At 52.2% G+C, this 20205-nt stretch carries 20 protein-coding genes; 10 read left to right on the top strand and 10 right to left on the bottom strand.

Translation table 11 applies throughout. The features are described 5' to 3' along the window. The first annotated feature begins 448 nt into the window (after window positions 1–448). The 5 genes from KUF73_RS14930 to rimL all read left to right on the top strand — a co-directional run bounded on the left by KUF73_RS14930 (window position 449) and on the right by rimL (window position 6306). Entirely contained in the window at window positions 449–1435 is a 987-nt protein-coding gene (locus tag KUF73_RS14930) for a ThiF family adenylyltransferase (RefSeq protein WP_218438841.1), read from the top strand. Between the two features lie 551 nt (window positions 1436–1986). Next, window positions 1987–2352, top strand: coding sequence for a c-type cytochrome (locus KUF73_RS14925; protein ID WP_218438840.1), 366 nt, complete (start codon window positions 1987–1989; stop codon window positions 2350–2352). Between the two features lie 78 nt (window positions 2353–2430). Further along, window positions 2431–3738, top strand: coding sequence for an FAD-dependent oxidoreductase (locus KUF73_RS14920; protein ID WP_218438839.1), 1308 nt, complete (start codon window positions 2431–2433; stop codon window positions 3736–3738). A gap of 16 nt (window positions 3739–3754) precedes the next feature. After that, window positions 3755–4552 carry a class I SAM-dependent methyltransferase gene (locus KUF73_RS14915; RefSeq protein ID WP_218438838.1) on the top strand — a complete coding sequence of 266 codons (798 nt, stop codon included), beginning with the start codon at window positions 3755–3757 and terminating at the stop codon, window positions 4550–4552. Continuing rightward, entirely contained in the window at window positions 4537–6306 is a 1770-nt protein-coding gene (gene rimL / locus KUF73_RS14910; protein ID WP_218438837.1) for a 50S ribosomal protein L7/L12-serine acetyltransferase, read from the top strand. Before KUF73_RS14915 ends, rimL begins: the two co-directional genes overlap by 16 nt. A gap of 76 nt (window positions 6307–6382) precedes the next feature. Here rimL and KUF73_RS14905 read toward each other — a convergent pair whose 3' ends face one another. The 5 genes from KUF73_RS14905 to rplU form a co-directional block, all read right to left on the bottom strand. Then, window positions 6383–6841 carry a CreA family protein gene (locus KUF73_RS14905; RefSeq protein WP_218438836.1) on the bottom strand — a complete coding sequence of 153 codons (459 nt, stop codon included), beginning with the start codon at window positions 6839–6841 and terminating at the stop codon, window positions 6383–6385. Between the two features lie 11 nt (window positions 6842–6852). Then, window positions 6853–7971: a glutamate 5-kinase gene (gene proB, locus KUF73_RS14900; RefSeq protein ID WP_033041014.1), complete on the bottom strand. Its 1119-nt coding sequence runs from the start codon at window positions 7969–7971 to the stop codon at window positions 6853–6855. Between the two features lie 133 nt (window positions 7972–8104). Then, window positions 8105–9328: an Obg family GTPase CgtA gene (gene cgtA / locus KUF73_RS14895; protein WP_218438835.1), complete on the bottom strand. Its 1224-nt coding sequence runs from the start codon at window positions 9326–9328 to the stop codon at window positions 8105–8107. Window positions 9329–9521: 193 nt separating this feature from the next. Continuing rightward, window positions 9522–9797: a 50S ribosomal protein L27 gene (rpmA, locus tag KUF73_RS14890; protein WP_007943982.1), complete on the bottom strand. Its 276-nt coding sequence runs from the start codon at window positions 9795–9797 to the stop codon at window positions 9522–9524. A 35-nt stretch (window positions 9798–9832) separates the two neighbouring features. Beyond that, window positions 9833–10147: a 50S ribosomal protein L21 gene (gene rplU / locus KUF73_RS14885; RefSeq protein WP_003176051.1), complete on the bottom strand. Its 315-nt coding sequence runs from the start codon at window positions 10145–10147 to the stop codon at window positions 9833–9835. Between the two features lie 240 nt (window positions 10148–10387). Here rplU and KUF73_RS14880 point away from each other — a divergent pair, with 240 nt between their 5' ends. The 3 genes from KUF73_RS14880 (at window position 10388) to KUF73_RS14870 (ending at window position 12321) form a co-directional block, all read left to right on the top strand. Continuing rightward, window positions 10388–11356 carry a polyprenyl synthetase family protein gene (locus KUF73_RS14880; RefSeq protein WP_218438834.1) on the top strand — a complete coding sequence of 323 codons (969 nt, stop codon included), beginning with the start codon at window positions 10388–10390 and terminating at the stop codon, window positions 11354–11356. Window positions 11357–11514: 158 nt separating this feature from the next. Then, on the top strand, window positions 11515–11856 hold the full coding sequence (locus tag KUF73_RS14875) for a zinc ribbon domain-containing protein YjdM (protein WP_218438833.1): 342 nt from the start codon (window positions 11515–11517) through the stop codon (window positions 11854–11856). A 207-nt stretch (window positions 11857–12063) separates the two neighbouring features. Beyond that, window positions 12064–12321 carry a hypothetical protein gene (locus KUF73_RS14870; RefSeq protein ID WP_218438832.1) on the top strand — a complete coding sequence of 86 codons (258 nt, stop codon included), beginning with the start codon at window positions 12064–12066 and terminating at the stop codon, window positions 12319–12321. Window positions 12322–12451: 130 nt separating this feature from the next. On the opposite strand, the gene KUF73_RS14865 is transcribed toward KUF73_RS14870, so the two are convergent. The 3 genes from KUF73_RS14865 to KUF73_RS14855 form a co-directional block, all read right to left on the bottom strand. Then, on the bottom strand, window positions 12452–13069 hold the full coding sequence (locus KUF73_RS14865) for an FKBP-type peptidyl-prolyl cis-trans isomerase (RefSeq protein ID WP_218438831.1): 618 nt from the start codon (window positions 13067–13069) through the stop codon (window positions 12452–12454). A 121-nt stretch (window positions 13070–13190) separates the two neighbouring features. Next, window positions 13191–13499, bottom strand: a complete 309-nt coding sequence (locus KUF73_RS14860; RefSeq protein ID WP_218438830.1) for a DUF6482 family protein — start codon at window positions 13497–13499, stop codon at window positions 13191–13193. Between the two features lie 216 nt (window positions 13500–13715). Then, window positions 13716–14204 carry a TIGR00645 family protein gene (locus tag KUF73_RS14855; RefSeq protein WP_007943976.1) on the bottom strand — a complete coding sequence of 163 codons (489 nt, stop codon included), beginning with the start codon at window positions 14202–14204 and terminating at the stop codon, window positions 13716–13718. A gap of 171 nt (window positions 14205–14375) precedes the next feature. Here KUF73_RS14855 and KUF73_RS14850 point away from each other — a divergent pair, with 171 nt between their 5' ends. Then, window positions 14376–16205: a hypothetical protein gene (locus KUF73_RS14850; RefSeq protein ID WP_218438829.1), complete on the top strand. Its 1830-nt coding sequence runs from the start codon at window positions 14376–14378 to the stop codon at window positions 16203–16205. A gap of 6 nt (window positions 16206–16211) precedes the next feature. Here the strand turns inward: KUF73_RS14850 and KUF73_RS14845 are convergent, their stop codons facing one another. Together KUF73_RS14845 and KUF73_RS14840 are read right to left on the bottom strand one after the other, a co-directional pair. Continuing rightward, complete coding sequence (locus KUF73_RS14845) at window positions 16212–16553, bottom strand: hypothetical protein (protein WP_046815727.1); 342 nt, start codon at window positions 16551–16553, stop codon at window positions 16212–16214. 301 nt (window positions 16554–16854) lie between these two features. Beyond that, entirely contained in the window at window positions 16855–19293 is a 2439-nt protein-coding gene (locus KUF73_RS14840) for a Lon protease family protein (RefSeq protein ID WP_218438828.1), read from the bottom strand. Window positions 19294–19571: 278 nt separating this feature from the next. On the opposite strand from KUF73_RS14840, the gene KUF73_RS14835 reads away from it, so the two are divergent. Beyond that, entirely contained in the window at window positions 19572–20060 is a 489-nt protein-coding gene (locus KUF73_RS14835; RefSeq protein ID WP_218438827.1) for a DUF3015 domain-containing protein, read from the top strand. Window positions 20061–20205 lie beyond the last annotated feature (145 nt).

Here is a 20205-nt window from a genome sequence, read left to right as displayed (position 1 = left end):
ACAACAGCATTCAAATCCAAAAAAGCATCAATCGTACCAACTACAAGATCAGAAATATTAGGTTACACCCGACTACTTGCGAGCGTATCTATGATGGATCAACACTGAAGGCGTGAAACATCGAATATCAATTAACACACCTATACAAATAAAGGACCACACCAATGAAACTATTAGCCGGGGTTACCGTAATTCTTCTCGGAGCATCTAGTATTGCAAACGCGACCCCCATATCTGCATACAACGCCGAAACGCCCTCAGAACTTCAATGCCCAAAAGCGAACGACATTCTCCATACAGAAAACGTTAAAGACACGACCAAAAGCAAAGCCCAACTAACTTCAATCTTAACAAATCACCTTACAGACGAATATAAAATACTAAATGCCAGCTGTAATTAACACAAGCGCGCACTACGCGTCAACACAAGCCATCGAGATTTCAATCAATGAGTTTAGAGCAAGACATAACACTGGATGACTACATCTTCCTTAACGAAAGAGGAAAAGCCATCGGTATCATAGCGCCATCGACGCTTTACTGCCTGATGAACAACACCACCTATATCAACGGCCCAGACAGTATCATTAAGCTAAACCAACAGAGCATCCCTGCACTAACTGAAGGATTGATAACATCAGGCTCATTGATTGAGGGGACACCGAGCGAAATAAATGAAGTAGTTCGCTTACTAAAAAATCCTGACACTAGTCGAAACACGAGTTTCTTCATGTGCATCGCAAAAAACTGCGGCCAGATACTAAAAGATTCTCAATCATTACAAGATTCTAAAATCTTAATTGTAGGCTGTGGCGGAATAGGGAGCAGTGTCGCACTGTTATTAGCAGGCTGTGGCGTTAAAAGCTTCACACTCGTAGATTCAGACACCATCGAAAAAAGCAACCTAAACAGACAATTATTTTGGAGAAAAAAAGACATTGGTAAATACAAAGTACTCGCTTTAAAAGCGGCTATTGAGGAGCGATTTGATAGCACTAAAATCGAAACAATCAACAGAAAGTTATCTTTTGACGATTTACTACAACTCTCTACCATTGTCAAATACACAACAATTGTTGTAACCGCCGACGACCCAGCGACGCTGGCGGCGCGTTGTGGTGAGCTTTCCAAAAAAACGTCAACTCCAGTTGTTAGCGGCGGTTACCTACATACACATTGTTCTGCTAATTTTTTTTCAGGAGACACCACTCAATCTGAGTTTGATTTACATGAAGACGCTGAACACTGGCAAAGGCTGCCAACATCTGTAATGCCAAGCTTTGGTCCTATGAACTTCAGCATCGCTTCCTTACTTGCCTATGGAGTAATTTCATTCATAGCTACAGAATCGTTTCAAAGAAAAAAAACACTACTTACACAATGGAATGCAAGCCACCTACCAACAAACTTTAATGTATTCGACACTTTTACCTAATTACAAGCCCTAAAAATATCTAGGTAGAACAGCCTCTATCAAAACCAAGAAAGGACTGCCATGAAAGTAAAACATATCGCATTGGCATTTAGCGCTGTATATTTATTAGACATACCACTAACCCTATCAGAACAGAGGATAGTCGATTCTCCGGATTTTTTAAAATCTCTAACCATAATATTTGAACCACCCAAAGGAATGGAAAATGAATTCCTAACTCCTTTGTAAAAGATCAATCAAAGTACATGACCGCATATTCAAACTACAATAAAACAAACACCGAAACAGTTAACATTATCCCTACAAAATTAGGAGAGCCACTTATCCACCTCATAATTTATCACGACAAAGGCTCTTATGATCGCGCGACTAAAATTTTCAGCACGTTCGAAAATTTGCAAAACTACATGAGTGGACATGCAAACACCTATGGAGGAACCAAAATACCAAAAATGTACTTACAAAACTCAAAAATCTATTTCGGCGATGTCGTAAGAAACCAACAACCCCACAAAACCAAAACGACACATTAATCGAGCAATAGAGCGTAAATGCCGAAAACTTACATTTATTTATTAATGTTTGCGCTGCCCTTTTCGGAAAGACTACTAGCCACTGAAAAGCCAAGCATTCCAATGATTGCTAATAGCTGTACAAACTGCCATGGCATGCGCGGGGTTAGCACGAAGGGAATCCCATCCATTGCAGGATTACCAAAAAAATATCTCATTGACAGACTTCAAGGATATAGAGACAACTCTATAAATGGCACAATTATGAATCGCATCATGGAGAAACATAACGACAAAGAAATAACCGAACTAGCAGATCATTATTCAAAAATAAACACTTTAAACTCGTACAACACAGATAAAAGCACTTGTGGAAAATGCCACGAACACAAGCCATTAATTTAGCAATTCAAAAATGTATTACCAAACCAATAGAGTGCACACGCCCCTACTCCCTACTTAAGCAACCATTGACAGTTGAATATGAGCCAAAAAACCCTATTGGATGCAATCACCCGTAGAAATGCGTTAAAGCTTTTACTAGCAAGCTTTGCAAGTGCGCCAGCGAAAACTCCAGCATCTAATAAAAAACCAAAGAAAGTAGTTATTATTGGAGGAGGTTTCGCTGGTGCTACATTTGCCCGCTCCTTACGCATACTAGATAAGTCCATCGAAATAACACTAATAGAACCCAATAAAATTTATCACACCTGTATTCTAGGAGCTGAGTATCTCATAGGCCGACGCTCAGCTAATTCATTAACGTTCAGCTACAAAACACTGACAAGTAACTATCAAATAAATGTAGTCCATGATTACGCCACACTTATTGACCATGAATCTAAACGAGTATTTACAAAGGAAGCTGGAGCCTTCAGCTATGATAGATGCATTGTAGCATCAGGCATTGGATTTCATTACGAAGCAATAGATGGTTATAGCAAAGAAGTCGCGGAAAGAATCCCCCACGCTTGGCAAGGTGGCCACCAACATTCGTTGCTAAAGAATCAGATTTCTAATATGACCGACGGTGGTGTGATTATTATTACAGCTCCACCTGACGACTACAAGTGCCCTCCTGGCCCATACGAACGCGCCAGCCTGATAGCTGAATATCTCAAAATCAACAAACCTCGATCACGCATTATTATTCTGGACAGTAAAGATAGTTTCCCGAAGCAACAGCAATTCGAGTCAGCCTGGGAAAAGTTATATGGCTACGGTACTTCCCATAGCTACATCAATTGGATAGGAAGAAAACAAGGAGGCACAATACTTGCGGTTGATGAACGACATTTAGAAATAACTACTGACTTTGGAAAGATAAAAGGAAACGTTATAAATATAGTCCCACCTCAGCATGCCGACACTTTTTCATACAAAAATGGACTAGCACAACAATATAACTGGTGCCCTGTTAACACAAAAACATTTGAATCATTACTTATACCAGAGATACATATTATAGGAGACTCAGCTTATGCTGAGATGTTACCAAAGTCTGCCTTTGCTGCTGCATGCCAAGCACGAGTATGCGCAATAGCAATTTATAGTCTATTCAAGGAGCAAGAGCCCCCAGACCCTGAGTTCATGAACGTTTGCTATAGCCTTTGTGCTGAGAACTACGGTATTTCAGTTCTAATAAGCTACTTAAGAGATAAAAATACCAACATACTTGAGATAAACAACCTAAAGAACACCCCCATTACTTCCACTGATGAACACCACCTAAAGGAATCGGAAGCTGCATATAGCATGTTTAACACAATAACATCTGAAGCTTTTGGCTAATCCTAGGAAAAATTTTGTGAAGAAAGCACGTGCAGACATTCCACGTATCAGCGACATGTCCTACCCCGACTTCATAGCTTTTATGAAACAAGATAATACACCGCCCGGGGGAGACGCTACACTCAACTATTGGATCAGAAATAGCAATATAAAACCCCACTCATATCTACTGGACTTGGCATGCTCAACGGGATATAGCTCAAGATACTGTTTTGAGAAAGTTCATTGCTCTGCAGAAGGTATCGATATATCAAAATCATCAATTGAGATTGCGCGAGAAAAAACTATCGAATTAAAGGCGACGACTCACTTAGATTTTCTTGTCGCCGATGCATGCAAACTCCCGTTCAAAGACGGCGTGTTCACTCACATATTGGCGGGATGCAACTTCGCATTCATACACGATAGAAATATTGCACTTTTAGAATCCGCTCGGACGTTATCAAACCAAGGAATTCTTTGCTCTTCCAACTTTTTTTATCGAAAGCTCCCGCCCGAGGATCTATTGGACTCAGTTAGCCACTCTTTGGGTTTCAAGCCAGGACCTCACTGGGACTTAAATTTCTGGACTGATTTTTTTAATAGCGTCGAACTGGAGCTAATTGACGAAAAAAACTATGACTTACATCGCTTTTCTGACGACGATCTTTATCGTTCAATAAGGCAATATATCTTCAACACAAACAACTTTACATCGCTCCTTCCCACCGAATTAAAAGAAGAGATTCTCTCCCACTTCCTTGAAATACGAAGGCCACTAAACATTCAACGTGACTACCAAGGAGTATCATTACAGCTATGGCGCAAAAAATAATACCGCGGCGTGTAAAAGCCACCGCATTAAAGATCATTGAGAGCCAATCTGTACTACCGGACGCGGCTTTTCAGCTTATTGACATGATAGAAGTCCGCAAAAGAGCGGTTTCATTTCAAACCTTCGCCATTAAAGAGTTTAGTAAGTTAGAAATCGCTTACTCGTATAAAACAAACAATATTTCCTCTATTGGGAGCACCCTGTGCTCCTTAGGTTTTTCTGCAGAAACTGTTTCGCTGGAAGAAATTCACTGTGCATTGGCGGATGGCTTCTCACCTTCGAAAATTATTTTCGATGGCCCTTTAAAAACTCGATACGAATTAGAATTCGCTATTGAAAAAAAAATCAGAATTCAAGTGGACAGCATAAATGAACTTCAAACAATCAATGAAATTTGCTCATCTCAAAATATAAAATATGACGTATCGCTGAGGCTATCTCATAAATACGGAAGTTCGTACTCCAGATTCGGCTTCGATAGATATGAAGTAGAAGAGGCCGTACAAAGAAACTTACTTAACAACAACCACGTAAACTTAACTGGTTTCCACATACATGTTGGTTCGAACTTGACATCAGCTGAGAGATTAGTGTCCGAACTATCCGAATACTCCCTTCTCATCCTACGTTTTTTACCAGATGACGGATGGCTTGACCTTGGAAGCGGCTTCCCCGCAGATTCATTTTCATCTATTACGAACGAACCTACACCCGCAATCAAAGAATTCATGCAAACAATACAGTTAGCAGTTGACCGTACATTAGGGAGTCGAGCTAAGAAGATTAAAATCATATTCGAGCCTGGACGTTGCCTAGTCGAAGATTGTGGTTATTTTGTAGCTAAAATTATTTCATCAAAAAAAAGAGAAAACACGCAACTATTACAAAGTAATATAGGAATTAACTGGATTCCATCCATAAAAAACTGGGCACACTCCATAGAACCGCTCAATGCTATGCCGCCACTTTCATCAAGCAGGCAAGTCATAACTGGCTTTAATTGTTTCGAACAAGATTACCTTACTTCTAATGCTAACAATATAGGTCTAGAGGTCAATGAATATTTTATAGTTAGAGGATGCGGCGCATATGACCTCCAGACGGCGAACTATTGGACTCGTGCTGCTGCGAAAATATTTTCTTTTGATGCAAACGGGTTTTACATCAGCAGAGGAGCCCATGAAACTACGAATTTCAGGGATAGGGACATACCTTACTTGAGTGAAACGCTACATGCCTCAGAGCATATAAAACTGAGAGCGGCGAACGAAAAATACGCTAACGATCTACATGCTACTTATATAAAAAATAAAAACCATCTTCAAGCCTTTCTAGACTGGCCCCGCTACACAAACTCAATAAGTGATACACGAGATTTTTTGACAAGCTCCGCAAAACAGCACAAGGCTGGCACATCAAAAACGTATTTAATTTATTATCACGAGAAATGTGTCGGGACAATATCAATCAATTCGATTGACACTCAGAACTCCACCGTTTATCTAGGATACTGGCTAGATGTAAAAGCGCAGGGGAAAGGCATTATCTCCTGCAGCCTGACATTTTTAATTGATCATTACTCTAAATCTTGTTCAATTCAGCGCTTCGTCATTAAATGCGCCGTAGCAAATAAAAAGAGCAATAGAGTTGCACTAAATAACGGCTTCTCTCTTGAAGGAACTTTGATGAAAGCAGAAAAAATCAATGCCAGATTTCATGATCAAAATATATACGCAAAAATTACCGATCTTTAAGTATTTTACTATGTGCTACAGAACTTTATACGGAGCCAGTCTACCGGCTCCATAATACGACATACCGGAATCTGTTCTACTCTTCCCACGGCAAAATCGGAATCGCCGTCACCGCATTCTGCGGACTGCCCTCGATCAAGCGATCGCTGTAGACAAGGTACACCAGCGTATTGCGCTTCTTGTCGAGGAAACGCACCACCTGCATGGTCTTGAACACCAGCGACGTGCGCTCCTTGAACACCTCATCACCGTCCTTCAACTCGCCCTTAAAGCTGATCGGACCGACCTGCCGACAAGCGATGGAGGCCTCGGCACGATCCTCAGCCAGACCCAATCCACCCTTCACGCCGCCCGTCTTGGCGCGAGAGAGGTAGCAGGTCACACCCTCAACCTTCGGATCATCAAACGCCTCAACGACTATCCGGTCGTTCGGGCCGACAAATTTGAAAACCGTCGACACCTGGCCAATTTCCTCGGCCGATGCCAGCAACGGCACCGCCAGCAGCAACCCCAACAATCCTTTTGCCACGCGCATTCAGTATTCCTTCAGACCAGAATCAGGTTATCGCGGTGAACCAGTTCCGGCTCCGCCATGTAACCCAACAGACCGACAATCGCCTCGGACGACTGACCGATGATTTTTTGCGCTTCCAAGGCACTGTAGTTGGCCAGGCCCCGGGCGATCTCACGCCCATCCGGCGCCACGCACACCACCATCTCACCGCGACGGAAGCTGCCTTGAACCAGCTTGACCCCGACCGGCAGCAAACTCTTGTTGCCCTGGGACAATGCCGTTACCGCCCCCGCATCCAGCACCAGAGTGCCGCGAGTTTGCAAATGACCAGCCAGCCACTGCTTGCGTGCCGCCAGCATGCCTCGCTCAGGCGAGAGCAAGGTGCCGATGCGCTCACCTGCCTTCAGGCGATCCAGCACACGCTCAAGGCGCCCACCAACGATGATCGTATGCGCACCGGACCGCGCAGCCAGACGCGCCGCACGCAACTTGGTCTGCATGCCGCCGCGCCCCAGCGCACCCCCAGTGCCGCCCGCCACAGCATCGAGTGCCGGATCATCGGCGCGCGCTTCGTAAATCAGCTGGGCATCAGGGTTATTGCGCGGATCAGCGTCGAACATGCCGTCGCGATCCGTCAGGATCACCAGCAAGTCAGCTTCGACCAGGTTGGCCACCAGCGCCGCCAGGGTGTCGTTATCGCCGAAACGGATTTCGTCGGTGACCACGGTGTCGTTTTCGTTGATCACCGGAATGACCTTCAACTCGACCAGCGCACGCAAGGTGCTGCGGGCGTTCAGGTAGCGCTTGCGGTCGGACAGGTCATCGTGGGTCAGGAGAATCTGCGCAGTGTGCCGGCCATGCTCGGCAAAGCTCGACTCCCAGGCCTGCACCAACCCCATCTGGCCGATTGCAGCAGCAGCCTGGAGCTCGTGCATTGCACTGGGTCGCGCGGTCCAGCCCAGACGACTCATACCGGCAGCCACTGCCCCGGAGGACACCAGCACCAGTTCGACACCCGCCTCGTGCAAGGCCACCATCTGCTCAACCCAGACACCCATTGCCGCGCGATCCAGGCCCTTGCCGTCCGCCGTCAGCAAAGCGCTGCCGATCTTCACGACCCAACGCTGCGCACCTGTCACCTTGCTCCGCATCATCTTCAACCTTAGCTTGAGGACAGCGCGACTTAGCGCTACCCATGACGTTATTCGTGGTAATTCCTGACTTCCGATTTCCAGATACTAAAACGCCGCTCAATTGAGCGGCGCTTAAGTTTACTGCAACGAATCAGTCACGCACGTAAATGATTTCCGGACCGTCTTCGTCATCCACATCTTCTTCATCCCAATCATCGTCGCCGATGTCGTGAACCGACTTCACGCCGCTACGACGCAGGGCACGCTGATCATCCAACGCCTGCAACTGCGCACGGGCTTCGTCTTCGATGCGTTGATCGAGGTCAGCCAACTCTTCTTTGTAGGCCGGGTCATTAGCCAGGCGATCGGCACGATCTTCCAGGTAACGCATGATGTCGTGGCACAGACGCTCGGTATTCTGCTTGGCGATGGCCGAGATCACGTAGACCGGACCGGTCCACTCCAGGCGATCAACGATCTCCTTGACGCGAGCATCGTGCTCTTCTTCGAGGATCTGGTCACACTTGTTCAGGATCAACCAACGATCACGCTCAGCCAGAGACGGGCTGAACTTGGTCAGTTCGTTAACGATCACTTCCGCAGCGTCTGGGGCACTGGTTTCATCCAGCGGCGCCATGTCGACGAGATGCAGCAGCAGACGAGTACGCGACAAGTGCTTGAGGAAGCGAATCCCCAGGCCTGCACCGTCGGAAGCACCTTCGATCAGGCCCGGAATGTCTGCGACCACGAAGCTTTTCCAGCGATCGACACTGACCACGCCCAGGTTTGGCACCAACGTGGTGAACGGGTAGTCGGCGACTTTCGGCTTGGCGGCCGAAACCGAACGAATGAAGGTACTTTTGCCAGCGTTCGGCAAGCCCAGCAGACCAACGTCCGCCAGCACTTTCATTTCCAGCTTGAGGTCACGCTGCTCGCCCGGCTTGCCCGGCGTAGTCTGACGTGGCGCACGGTTGGTACTGGATTTGAAACGGGTGTTACCCAGACCGTGCCAGCCGCCATGGGCAACCAGCAGCTTCTGACCAGCCTTGGTCAGGTCGCCGATCACTTCCTGGGTGGCAGAGTCGATCACCGTGGTGCCAACCGGAACGCGCAACACCAGCTCTTCACCTTTCTTGCCGGTGCAGTCGGTGCTGCCGCCATTGGAGCCACGCTCGGCATCGAAGTGACGGGTGTAACGGTAGTCCACCAGGGTGTTGAGGTTTTCATCGGCGATCATGTAGACCGAACCGCCATCACCACCGTCGCCGCCGTTCGGGCCGCCGTTCTCGATAAACTTCTCGCGACGGAAGCTCATGCAACCGTTGCCACCGTCACCGGCTTTTACTCGAATGGATACTTCATCAACAAACTTCATAACAAAACGCCTCTCGCCATACGGACGAGCCGAAAAAACCTAGACATAAGACTCTTGCAAAAATGAGCGCAGCGACCTCAATCAACGACCGCAAATCCAGCGCTGGAGCCCATTACAAACAGCTTTGCAAGAGACTCACCCCACAAACGAAAAAGCCCCGTCGCAAGACAGGGCTTTTCCAGCAACCACGTAATTATGCCGCGACGACGTCAGTCTTCGGGACAATGCTTACGTAACGGCGATTGAAAGCGCCTTTTACTTCGAACTTGATCACGCCGTCGATTTTAGCGAACAGAGTGTGATCCTTGCCCATACCAACGCCGTAGCCAGCGTGGAATTGGGTACCGCGCTGACGCACGATGATGTTGCCCGGAATGATAACCTGGCCGCCATACATCTTCACGCCAAGGCGTTTGGCTTCTGAGTCGCGACCGTTACGGGTACTACCACCAGCTTTTTTGTGTGCCATGAGTTCAATTCTCCTAGTGAGGAATTAGGCTGAAATTAAGCCTGAATACCGGTGATTTTGATCTCGGTGTACCACTGGCGGTGGCCCATACGCTTCATGTGGTGCTTACGACGACGGAACTTGATGATGCGGACTTTATCGTGACGACCTTGGGAGATCACTTCAGCCACAACGGTAGCGCCAGCAACAACTGGAGCGCCGATATTCACGTCGTCGCCATTGGCAACCAACAGAACGCGATCAAAGGTAACGGATTCGCCGGTAGCGATTTCCAGTTTTTCGATCTTCAGGTATTCACCTGGGGCGACTTTGTACTGCTTGCCGCCAGTAACGATTACTGCATAAGACATGGTATTTCTCCGATAATCCTGCTCACCCAGCTCTTTATAAGAAGAGGTATTGGCTGGCATGGCTGCATTGGGCTGGAAGGCCCGTTTGCAATTGCGTAAGGCAGGTGCTGCCCAGGAAGTTCAGGGTGCGCGATTGTACGCAAGGCACGAGCGCCTTGCAATAGGCCGTCCATCGCGCCTTGACACCTGCCGACGTGGGTCCTAGCATGCCGCGCAACCCTTCTGGAGCAACTGTCGCTGATGCAACCCCAAGCTTTCTACCGCGCGGTGGCGGACGATTTTAGCGCCGTCGACGGCATCATCAAGAAGCAGCTGACTTCCCGAGTGCCGCTGGTATCGAAAATCGGCGATTACATCACCTCGGCTGGCGGTAAACGCCTGCGTCCTTTATTAGTGCTGCTGTGTGGCAAGGCCCTGGGCCGCGAAGGCGATGACCTGCGCCTGCTGGCCGCCACCATCGAATTCCTGCACACCGCGACGCTGCTGCATGACGATGTGGTCGACATGTCCGGCATGCGCCGTGGCCGCTCGACCGCCAACGCCATGTGGGGCAATGCGCCAAGCGTGCTGGTGGGCGACTTCCTGTACTCGCGCTCCTTCGAGATGATGGTTGAGCTCGGTTCGATGCCGGTGATGAAGATCCTGTCGCAAGCTACGCGCATCATCGCCGAAGGCGAAGTGTTGCAGCTGTCGAAGGTCCGCGACGCCAGCACTACCGAAGAAACCTACATGGAAGTCATCCGTGGCAAGACCGCGATGCTCTTCGAAGCCTCGACCCATAGCGCCGCGGCCCTGTGCGAAGCCACGCCGGAGCAGGCTGAAGCCCTGCGCACCTTTGGCGATCACCTGGGCGTAGCGTTCCAACTGGTCGACGACCTGCTGGACTATAAGGGCGACGCCGAAACGCTGGGCAAGAACGTCGGCGACGATCTGGCCGAAGGCAAGCCGACCCTGCCACTGATCTTCACCATGCGCGAAGGCACGCCGGAACAGGCCGCCCTGGTGCGCAAGGCGATCCAGAAAGGTGGCATCGAAGATCTGGAAACCATCCGCGAAGCCGTAGAAGCCTCTGGCTCACTGGAATACACCGCGCAATTGGCCCGTGACTATGTGGCCCGTGCGATCAAATGCCTCGACGCGCTGCCTGCCAGCGAATACCGCGATGCATTGGTCGAGTTGAGCGAGTTTGCGGTCGCGCGTACGCACTGATCGCGACAGCAAGATCAAAAGATCGCAGCCTTCGGCAGCTCCTACAGACGCCCATGTAGGAGCTGCCGAAGGCTGCGATCTTCTGCTTTCAGCTCCCCGCGCCCGAAAAACCCTATACAATGTGCGCTTTTTAGCGATCCTGAATCCAAGGAGCCTTAGTGAGCACGTTGCCACCCTGCCCGAAATGCAATTCCGAATACACCTATGAAGACGGCGCCCAGCTGATCTGCCCCGAGTGCGCCCACGAATGGTCCGCCAGCGGCGAAGCCGACGCTGTGTCCGATGATGCGGTGAAAAAGGATTCGGTCGGTAATGTCCTGCAGGACGGCGACACCATCACCGTGATCAAGGACCTCAAGGTCAAAGGCACATCGCTGGTGGTCAAGGTCGGCACCAAGGTCAAGAACATCCGCCTGTGCGATGGCGATCACGACATTGATTGCAAGATCGACGGCATCGGCCCGATGAAGCTGAAGTCCGAGTTCGTCAGAAAAGTCTGATTACGCTGTATTCCATCCCACGCCCGGCGTGGGATGGTGCTTTGCCCTCCCCCGCTCCACCCCACACTCCCTCGCTATAGCCAAACGCCAGCCGTTTTGACCTGGACGCAATCTTTACCCAGGAAAAACCACAATCCGCTAATAGGCCCTTGCTATTTGATGAATAAGAATTATTCTCATTGAAACCTTTCAATGGAGATGAGAACCATGACTTATTTGATCGATGCCTGGCTGGACCGGCCACACCCTTACCTCAGAATCCTGCATCGGGAAACCGGGGAAGTCTGTGCGGTACTTGAAGAAGAAGCCTTGAGCGAACTGCAGGATCAGGGTGACCTGGACCTCAACGGCTTGAATTCCAGCGAGCCCGTGGTGCTCAAGGAAGTGGTGCGAAATCTGTTTCTGTTCTGCTATGCCCGGGCGTTGCGCCCTGCGCATGAACTGCACCACAAGATCGAAATATGAGCAGCGCTGCAAAACCTGTAGGAGCGAGCTTGCTCGCGAAAACTCACCGACACCGCGTTCATTCGGAATGCTCGCATTATCGTTGACGCCCATCGCGAGCAAGCTCGCTCCTACAGGTAATTAGCGCTTCTTACAGAACGTCGAGCAGCTCGACGTCGAATACCAGTACGCTGTGCGGCGGAATGCTGCCAACGCCTTGAGCGCCGTAAGCCAGTTCGCTCGGCACGTACAGACGCCATTTGCTGCCGGCATTCATCAGTTGCAGGGCTTCGGTCCAGCCAGCGATCACGCCGCCGACCGGGAATTCTGCAGGCTGACCGCGCTCGTAGGAGCTGTCGAACACAGTGCCGTCGATGAGAGTGCCGTGGTAATGGGTACGCACGGTGTCTTCACGGGATGGCTTGGCGCCTTCACCGGCAGTCAGTACTTCGAACTGCAGGCCGGAAGCCAGAGTGGTGATGCCATCACGCTTGGCGTTTTCAGCCAGGAAGGCCAGGCCTTCGCCAGCGGCCGCTTCAGCCTTGGCTGCAGCTTCGGCTTGCATGATTTCGCGAATCACTTTGAAGCTGGCGGACATTTCTTCCTGGCCAACACGGCTTTCCTTGCCAGCAAAAGCGTCAGTCAGACCCGCCAGGATCGCGTCCAGGTTAACGCCCGGTGGCGGGTTATCGCGCAGTTGGTCGCCCAACTGACGGCCAATGCCGTAGCTGACGCGGGTTTCGTCGGTGGACAGATTTACTTCGGACATGACACTGCTCCGCTGTGCGGACGGCCCGGAGACTTGCCGTGCGTGCACAGCGCGTCCCGGAGCGCCCGGAACCAAAAGGGCCAGCAGACTAGCACAGATGCCATCGTGTTGATGAGGGCCGTCAGCCCTGTCGCGAGGAACGGAGGTCGATCGGTACTTTCAGGCTTTCTTCAATATCACCGAGGCCGCACATTTCGTCGTGCACCAAGGTATGCACGAGATTGAAGTTCAGCTTGGGAAAGGAGCGCAGCACGTCACGGGCATGCTCCACCGAACGCAGGTGCATCATGTGGTCGTGAGCATCCTTTAGTGGATACGCCGCGCCATGCATCCGTGCTTCGAGCAGGTAGATACCACCTTCCATCGAGATCAGGTTCAGCTCATCGACCTTCCCGGCGACGGCATAGGCATTCAACTCTTGCAGGTTCATGAACGCACCTCACGCATTGGCGAGCCAAGACCTTTACAGGGATATGCCTCGGCGCATCAAAGCACAAGCCAAAAACCATGCCGTTTGTCTGTTTTGCTCTCTGTAGGAGCGAGCCTGCTCGCGATGAACTCAAGAACGCCGCATTCAGCCAGTAATCACGCGTTATCGTTAACGACCATCGCGAGCAAGCTCGCTCCTACAAGTGGTGATGCAGGATCAGTGCTTGGTCAGCTTATCCAGGTAACCCATGGCAAATGCCGACACCACAAAGGTCATGTGAATAATCACGTACCACTTCAAATGCTCAGGATCGACGTTCTTGGCGTCCATAAAAATCCGCAGCAGGTGAATGGAGGAAATCGCCACGATAGACGCGGCCACCTTCATCTTCAGGGAAGACGAATCCATGGTGCCCAGCCAGTTGAGCTTTTCCTTGCTGTCATCGATATCCAGTTGGGAAACAAAGTTTTCGTAACCGGAAATCATCACCATCACCAGCAAGCCGCCTACCAGCGCCATGTCGATCAACGACAGCAGCACCAGGATCAGGTCCGACTCGGCCATCGAAAAGACGTTAGGGATGACGTGGAAAACTTCCTGAAAGAATTTCAGTGCCAGCGCCAACAGCCCCAGCGACAGGCCGAAATAGATCGGCGCCAGCAGCCAGCGGGAGGCATACATTGCGTTTTCGATAAAGCGTTCCATTGAATCTCACACGTGGTCTGAAAATGGCCGCGAGTATAACAGTCACCCGTCAATCCCAAGAAGCCAGCCAGAAACCGTCATGGAATCCGCCACCTGCGCGTGTGTATCAAGGTTTTTCTGCTAGTGTCCAAACCATCGACAGCTGCGTGATATCGGACAGGAAGACTGGAAATGGATGTGCGTTTACCTTTAACCAGCGCCGGAATTTGCCTGGCCTTGCTGATGACTGCTTGCTCGCCCAGCGACGAGAAGCATCAAGTCAGCCTTGAGGAAAAAACCGCGCAGTTCGAGAAGTCTCTGGATGCGATCACAGACCCGAAACTCAAGGATGCAGTAGCCGAACTCGGCGGCTCGCTGCTGTTGCTTGAACGCGCACAACTCAAGCTCGACAGCAAACCCGCGGAAACCGAATACGGCGAAGACGTCCTCGCCGTGCTAAAGCATTACCCCACGCCACAAGCCCTGGTCGACACGTTCATCAACGGATTGTTCGTGCTGCGCAAAGACTCCAGCTCCGATTACCTGACCGACCTGCAACCGGTGTTTCCTTTCGCGTTCAGCATTCCGGCAGCGTTCCTGTTCCCCCATGGCCTGGAATGGCAGTCAGTCACTCTGAGCAACAAACGGGTAATCGCCTTCCAGCCGGAATGGTCGGAAACCGATCCCGGCATTCAGCTGAGCCCGTCGAGCTCCACGCTGACCAACCCTGATGACCTGACTGTGGCCTACCCGTACATAGAAGGCCTCGACATCGACCCCAATAAACAGCCCCAACCGGTAAGCCTGCAAGGCAAGCTGGAAGTCATTGCACCGCGCCGGCTCTACAGCTTCGACCTGACGAAGAAGGACGTTGGCCAGCCCCGCACCAACGATAACCTCAGCGTCACGCTGCTGAAACTGACCAATAATTATGCCGAAGTCGAGTTCAACAACAGCGCGCCATTGGCTCCCGAGATTGGTGAAACCCCGCTTAACCCGCTGATCGTCCAGGCCAGGGATGCTACCGGACAATTTCTCACTCGCTCCGGCTCAATCAATGAGACCGCCGCGCAAATCGCCTTCTATCAACAACAGCTGGCGAAAATGCAGCAACAGAAGACCTGGAGTGAGGCGTTCGGTAAGCAACTGGATGAAGAACAGCGCCAGTTCGAGAAACAACAAACCCACCATTACTCGAAGGTGTACTTCAACGGGCCGATCGAAACCCTTGAAGTCAGCCTGCTGGATTTTTCCGCCGCGACCGTGACTCGCAAGGACTTGAACCTGCCGGTCCGGCGCTTCGACCGCCACACCACGGAGAAGACCATCCAGCCCCTGAACATGCCGGTGGTGGTGTATGACGATCAGGCCACGGCCTGGCTCAAGGGCGCGACGCTGACCGAGGAACAACTGAAGAAAGGGGTCAGCATCAGCCAATCGGTTGAAGACCCCAGCGCTGCGCGAGTCGAGTTCAGTCACCTCAAGAGCTTCAATGACGAACTGCTCGGCACATCCTTCAATCCCGGCGACAGCCCGGTCAGCTTCTTCACCGAGGACAGTCGCGGCAAACGTGATGAGCCGATCGAGTTACCACCGGAGGCGTATCAAGTCGATCCCCTGCGCGGCACAATCACTTACGACTTGAACCTGTTTCCGGAAACACCGGCTTACGTGGTGGGTTCCGTACCGCTGTTTCTGGCCACGGTCGAAAAGAAGGCCCTCGATGCCCATCAATTGCCGAAAGGACTTGAGCTCAAAAACAACGCACTGGTGGTGGATCTGAAAGTGTTTCCCGATCAGGACTGGCGTTTTTTCGCCAAGGACGATAGCGGCAATTACCTGAAGGAAATTCTCGCGGTCAACCATGACGCGAGCACAGAAGGCCCGGCGCTGTTTGCCGTGCATTACTTCTACGGGCAACCCACGCACCTGGAGACCTATCAGCGAACTGACCTCGCCACCGTGCAATATGGTTTTGAGGTCAAGCTCGACAAGGCCGACATCTCCCACCTGGCCCAGTAGCGCAGGTCAGTGCTCAGGCCGGAACTCGAAGCCGCCGACGTTTCGGCAACGACCACCGTTGATTTCCCGCAGCTGGGCTTGCAGATGCAGGCACCAGATTTGCGGATCATCGGCCAGTTCATAGCCATGCAGAGTCAGGCTTTCAACGATGGTGTCGAGGATCGATTCAGCCACGAAAGGGCCATGAAACGGGCCTTGGGCTTTGATGGCTGAAGGTTGCTCGCCGGCCATTCCGGCGGCAAAGAGCAAGGTCCACATGCCCGTATCGCCGGCCAGCGGCTTGATGGCGCATTCGATACGGGTCACAAGACCCAGGCATTGACGGGTGAGGCAGAGGTTGCGCGACATGGCGGCGACCCTCGGTAGATCCGGTATTCAGCCTCCACGGGAAGGCTGTCTCGATCCAGTGATTACTGTCGATATCCCTGAGCAGATAATAGAAGAAAAGTCTGAAGAGCACGCCTGGCGAGACCAGAAGGTGCCGAATGGTCACTGTGTGAATATTGACGTCAGAGTGATGGCACTTTGCGGATTAATCAAAGATCCCTGTGGGAGCCGAGCTTGCTCGCGATAGGTCACTGACATTCAACATTTATGTTGACTGAAAGTCCGCCATCGCGAGCAAGCTCGGCTCCTACAGGGGTGGGTGTTACGCAGGTTTGGCCTCCGCCAGCGCCTCGACCGCCAACTCTTTCTCTGCTTCCTTGAGGTCTTCTTCGCTGATCATTTCCGCAATGACCCGCAAGCGCTCCACCACCCGTGCGTTGACGCTGCCTTCAGGAAACTCGCCATTTTCATCCGGCGCACCCGCTGGCTCACCGACCAGCAGGCTCAAAGCCTCATCGGCCTGTCTCACCGCGTAAACATGGAACTGCCCCGCGCGCACCGCGGACAGCACTTTTTCGTCGAGCATCAGCGTGGCGACGTTGGCATGCGGAATGATCGCTCCCTGTTCGCCGGTAAGCCCGCGGGCCTCGCAAAGACGGAAGAAGCCTTCGATCTTCTCGTTGACTCCGCCCACCGCCTGCACTTCACCGAACTGGTTGATCGAACCGGTGATTGCAAAACATTGCTTGAGCGGGGTTTTCGACAAGGCCGAGATCAGCGTGCACGCCTCACCCAAGGACGCACTGTCACCATCGACGTAACCGTACGACTGCTCCAGAGCGATACTCGCGGAAATCGCCAGCGGGAATTCCTGGGCGTAACGGCTGCCCAGGTACCCGGTGAGGATCATCACGCCTTTGGAGTGAATCGGCTGACCGAGGTTGACCTCACGCTCGATGTCGACGATGCCGCTGCCGCCCGGATACACCGTGGCGGAAATCCGCGCCGGCACACCAAAGGCCGAGTCGCCGACCTCAAGCACGGTCAAGCCGTTGCACTTGCCGACCGCTGCGCCATCGGTGTCAATCAGGATGATTCCGGCCAGCATGTCATCGAGAATCCGCGCCGACACACGACCGGTGCGGGTGGCCTTGGCCTTGAGCGCACGCTCGATATGACCGGCATCGGTCATTTCGTCCGAGGCCAGGTGACGAATGAAGTCCGCCTCGCTGACCAGTTGAAACAAATCACCGATGCGCGCCGACAATCGTCCCTGATGCTCGGCCAGACGCGCGCTGTAAGTCGCCAGACGCGCCACCGCATCGGCGGTCAACGGCGCCATGCCTTCTTCCGAAGTACGGGTTTTCAGCAACTGGGCGAACTGTTCCAGGCTTTCGTCGACCATCGGGATGTCTTCATCGAAATCCACCAGGACGCGGAACATCTCCTGGAAGTCCGGATCGAGGTCTTGCAACGTGTAATAGAGCGAACGAGCGCCGATGATCACCACTTTGACCTGCAACGGAATGTGTTGCGGGGTCAGGGTTACGGTCGCCAGACGACCCAGCTCACCCAGCGGCGATTCCATTTTCAGCTTGCGCGATTGCAACGCACGTTTCAGCGCGTCCCACACGAACGGCTCGCTGAGCATTTTTTCCGCTTCGAGGATCAGGAAACCGCCGTTGGCCCGGTGCAATGCACCTGGTCGCAACTGCCGATACGTCGTGTACAGCGCGCCTTGATCGGTGCTGTATTCGATGCGGCCGAACAGGTTTTCGTAGGTCGGGTGCGGTTCGAACACCACGGGCGCACCGCCGCTGGCGGAGTGACCGACAACCAGGCTCGGCGCGTATTGCTCTTCCAGCAGCTTGCGAGCGACGGCGTCGGTCTTGCTGTCGTCCACCAGTTGCTCGACCACGGTCTTGAGCAAATACACCTGCATCGCTTGCAGGTAACCGCACACGGCGGCGTTCTCGGCGTATTTCTCCGACAACGGCGACAGCAACGGCTGCAAGGCCAGGGTGATGGTTTCTTCGTTGAGATGACGCAGTTGATTGCTCGACTCGCGCTTCCATTGCGGCAGGCTGGCGAGCTCTTCATTCAAACGTTCTTCGAGGGCCGAAATGTCCTCGTGGAAGCGTTCACGCTCAGCTTCCGGCAATTGGGCGAATTCCGCTTCGTCCAGCGCCTTGCCTTCTGCCATCGGCGTGAAAGCGATGTTGCTGCTGTCACGGTAGAGCGCGACGTCTTTTTCCAGGGCCAGGCGTTCGATGATGTCCAGCGCCTTGTCGTAGCGCTGATTGAAGGCGCGGTCGATGGCGCTCTTCTTTTGCTGGTACGACGGGTGTTCAAACACCGCTGGAAAGGTTGCCAGCAGGTTATCGATCAAGCCGTTGATGTCACCGATGAAAGCGCCAGCAGTGCCTGACGGCAATTCCAGTGCGCGAGGCTCGCGCGGCTCATCGAAATTATTGACATAGACCCAGTCCGCCGGGGTCTGCAGGCGCTTGCCTTCGGCTTTCAGGTAGCGTTTGACGAACGAAAACCGGCCGGTGCCTGGCTCGCCCATGACGAATACGTTGTAACCGGGGCGTGGCATGGCCACGCCGAACTGCAACGCTTCGACCGCACGTTCCTGGCCAAGCACACCGCGAAAGGGCTCCAGATCATTGGTGGTAGAGAAGCTGAACTGTTCAGCGGAAAACGGACGGGTCAGCGCTTCGGGCGCTAGACGCAAGCTGGCAGCAACAGGATCAGGCATCGGGCTTCCTTACATCAGGCGGGGCAGATAGCGGCATTCTGGCGCTGCCTATGCCCGACTGGCAAGGAGCGCCTCAGGCCAAAGCATAGACAAGTCGAAACCTCGATGCAGAGCGGCGCCAAATCCCTGATTTCAACGATTGTTTTGCAAAAAATCACGGAACCCCGTGATCGTGCCTAAACTCCAAACTGCGCGGCTGGACTAATAACCGGCCCAACTGGCGCCGACACGGGCCAAACTCCCTTGTCCATTGGTATGCACATAAAGAGAACAAAGCTATGAAACGGATTCTTCTCGGTACTCTCTTCACCGTTGTATCCCTCAACGCCATGGCTCAGGCGCCAGGCGGGCCGGATTGCGGTTGGGGCAACATGCTGTTCGAAGGTCAGCGTGGTACTCCGGCTCACTTCCTGGCATCCACCACCAACGGCACCTCCGGCAACGCAACCTTCGGTATGACCTCCGGCACCAACGGTTGTGCGACCAACGCGTCGCTGACCTATGGCGGCAAATCCTGGTTTGCCATGAATGGCATGATGAATGAGCTGTCCGAAGACATGGCTAAAGGTCAGGGCGAAGCACTGACCACTTACGCCGTGGTACTGGGCGTGGCGCCGGAAGACCGTGCGCACTTCGCCGCCGTCACTCACGAGCACTTCCAGCAGATCTTCAGCAAGGCTGACGTCACTGCGGAAGACGTGCATACCAACACTCTGGCCGTGCTGAAAAACGACCCTCGTCTGGCCAAGTACGCGACTCAAGCTTAAGCTCGACCCACCCCGCTTCTTTCGGGAAGCGGGTTTTATTTTTGGGCCCGCCCCTCTTTGGGTAATGCCATGCACCTGTAGGAGCTGTCGAGTGCAACGAGGCGGCGATCTTTGCTTTTAAAAGATCAAAAGATCGCCGCCTCGT

It is taken from the genome of Pseudomonas sp. PD9R (assembly GCF_019200975.1).
GTDB lineage: Bacteria > Pseudomonadota > Gammaproteobacteria > Pseudomonadales > Pseudomonadaceae > Aquipseudomonas.
Note: the sequence above shows the minus strand (reverse complement) of the source record. Positions and strands in the feature narration are given on the sequence as shown.

Excerpts from the sequence above, each read along its gene's own strand:
- KUF73_RS14930 (WP_218438841.1), top strand. The coding sequence starts at position 449 with ATGAGTTTAGAGCAAGACATAACACTGGATGACTACATCTTCCTTAAC.
- KUF73_RS14925 (WP_218438840.1), top strand. The coding sequence starts at position 1,987 with ATGCCGAAAACTTACATTTATTTATTAATGTTTGCGCTGCCCTTTTCG.
- KUF73_RS14920 (WP_218438839.1), top strand. The coding sequence starts at position 2,431 with ATGAGCCAAAAAACCCTATTGGATGCAATCACCCGTAGAAATGCGTTA.
- rimL (WP_218438837.1), top strand. The coding sequence starts at position 4,537 with ATGGCGCAAAAAATAATACCGCGGCGTGTAAAAGCCACCGCATTAAAG.
- KUF73_RS14905 (WP_218438836.1), bottom strand. The coding sequence starts at position 6,841 with ATGCGCGTGGCAAAAGGATTGTTGGGGTTGCTGCTGGCGGTGCCGTTG.
- proB (WP_033041014.1), bottom strand. The coding sequence starts at position 7,971 with ATGCGGAGCAAGGTGACAGGTGCGCAGCGTTGGGTCGTGAAGATCGGC.
- cgtA (WP_218438835.1), bottom strand. The coding sequence starts at position 9,328 with ATGAAGTTTGTTGATGAAGTATCCATTCGAGTAAAAGCCGGTGACGGT.
- rpmA (WP_007943982.1), bottom strand. The coding sequence starts at position 9,797 with ATGGCACACAAAAAAGCTGGTGGTAGTACCCGTAACGGTCGCGACTCA.
- rplU (WP_003176051.1), bottom strand. The coding sequence starts at position 10,147 with ATGTCTTATGCAGTAATCGTTACTGGCGGCAAGCAGTACAAAGTCGCC.
- KUF73_RS14880 (WP_218438834.1), top strand. The coding sequence starts at position 10,388 with ATGCAACCCCAAGCTTTCTACCGCGCGGTGGCGGACGATTTTAGCGCC.
- KUF73_RS14870 (WP_218438832.1), top strand. The coding sequence starts at position 12,064 with ATGACTTATTTGATCGATGCCTGGCTGGACCGGCCACACCCTTACCTC.
- KUF73_RS14865 (WP_218438831.1), bottom strand. The coding sequence starts at position 13,069 with ATGTCCGAAGTAAATCTGTCCACCGACGAAACCCGCGTCAGCTACGGC.
- KUF73_RS14860 (WP_218438830.1), bottom strand. The coding sequence starts at position 13,499 with ATGAACCTGCAAGAGTTGAATGCCTATGCCGTCGCCGGGAAGGTCGAT.
- KUF73_RS14855 (WP_007943976.1), bottom strand. The coding sequence starts at position 14,204 with ATGGAACGCTTTATCGAAAACGCAATGTATGCCTCCCGCTGGCTGCTG.
- KUF73_RS14850 (WP_218438829.1), top strand. The coding sequence starts at position 14,376 with ATGGATGTGCGTTTACCTTTAACCAGCGCCGGAATTTGCCTGGCCTTG.
- KUF73_RS14845 (WP_046815727.1), bottom strand. The coding sequence starts at position 16,553 with ATGTCGCGCAACCTCTGCCTCACCCGTCAATGCCTGGGTCTTGTGACC.
- KUF73_RS14840 (WP_218438828.1), bottom strand. The coding sequence starts at position 19,293 with ATGCCTGATCCTGTTGCTGCCAGCTTGCGTCTAGCGCCCGAAGCGCTG.
- KUF73_RS14835 (WP_218438827.1), top strand. The coding sequence starts at position 19,572 with ATGAAACGGATTCTTCTCGGTACTCTCTTCACCGTTGTATCCCTCAAC.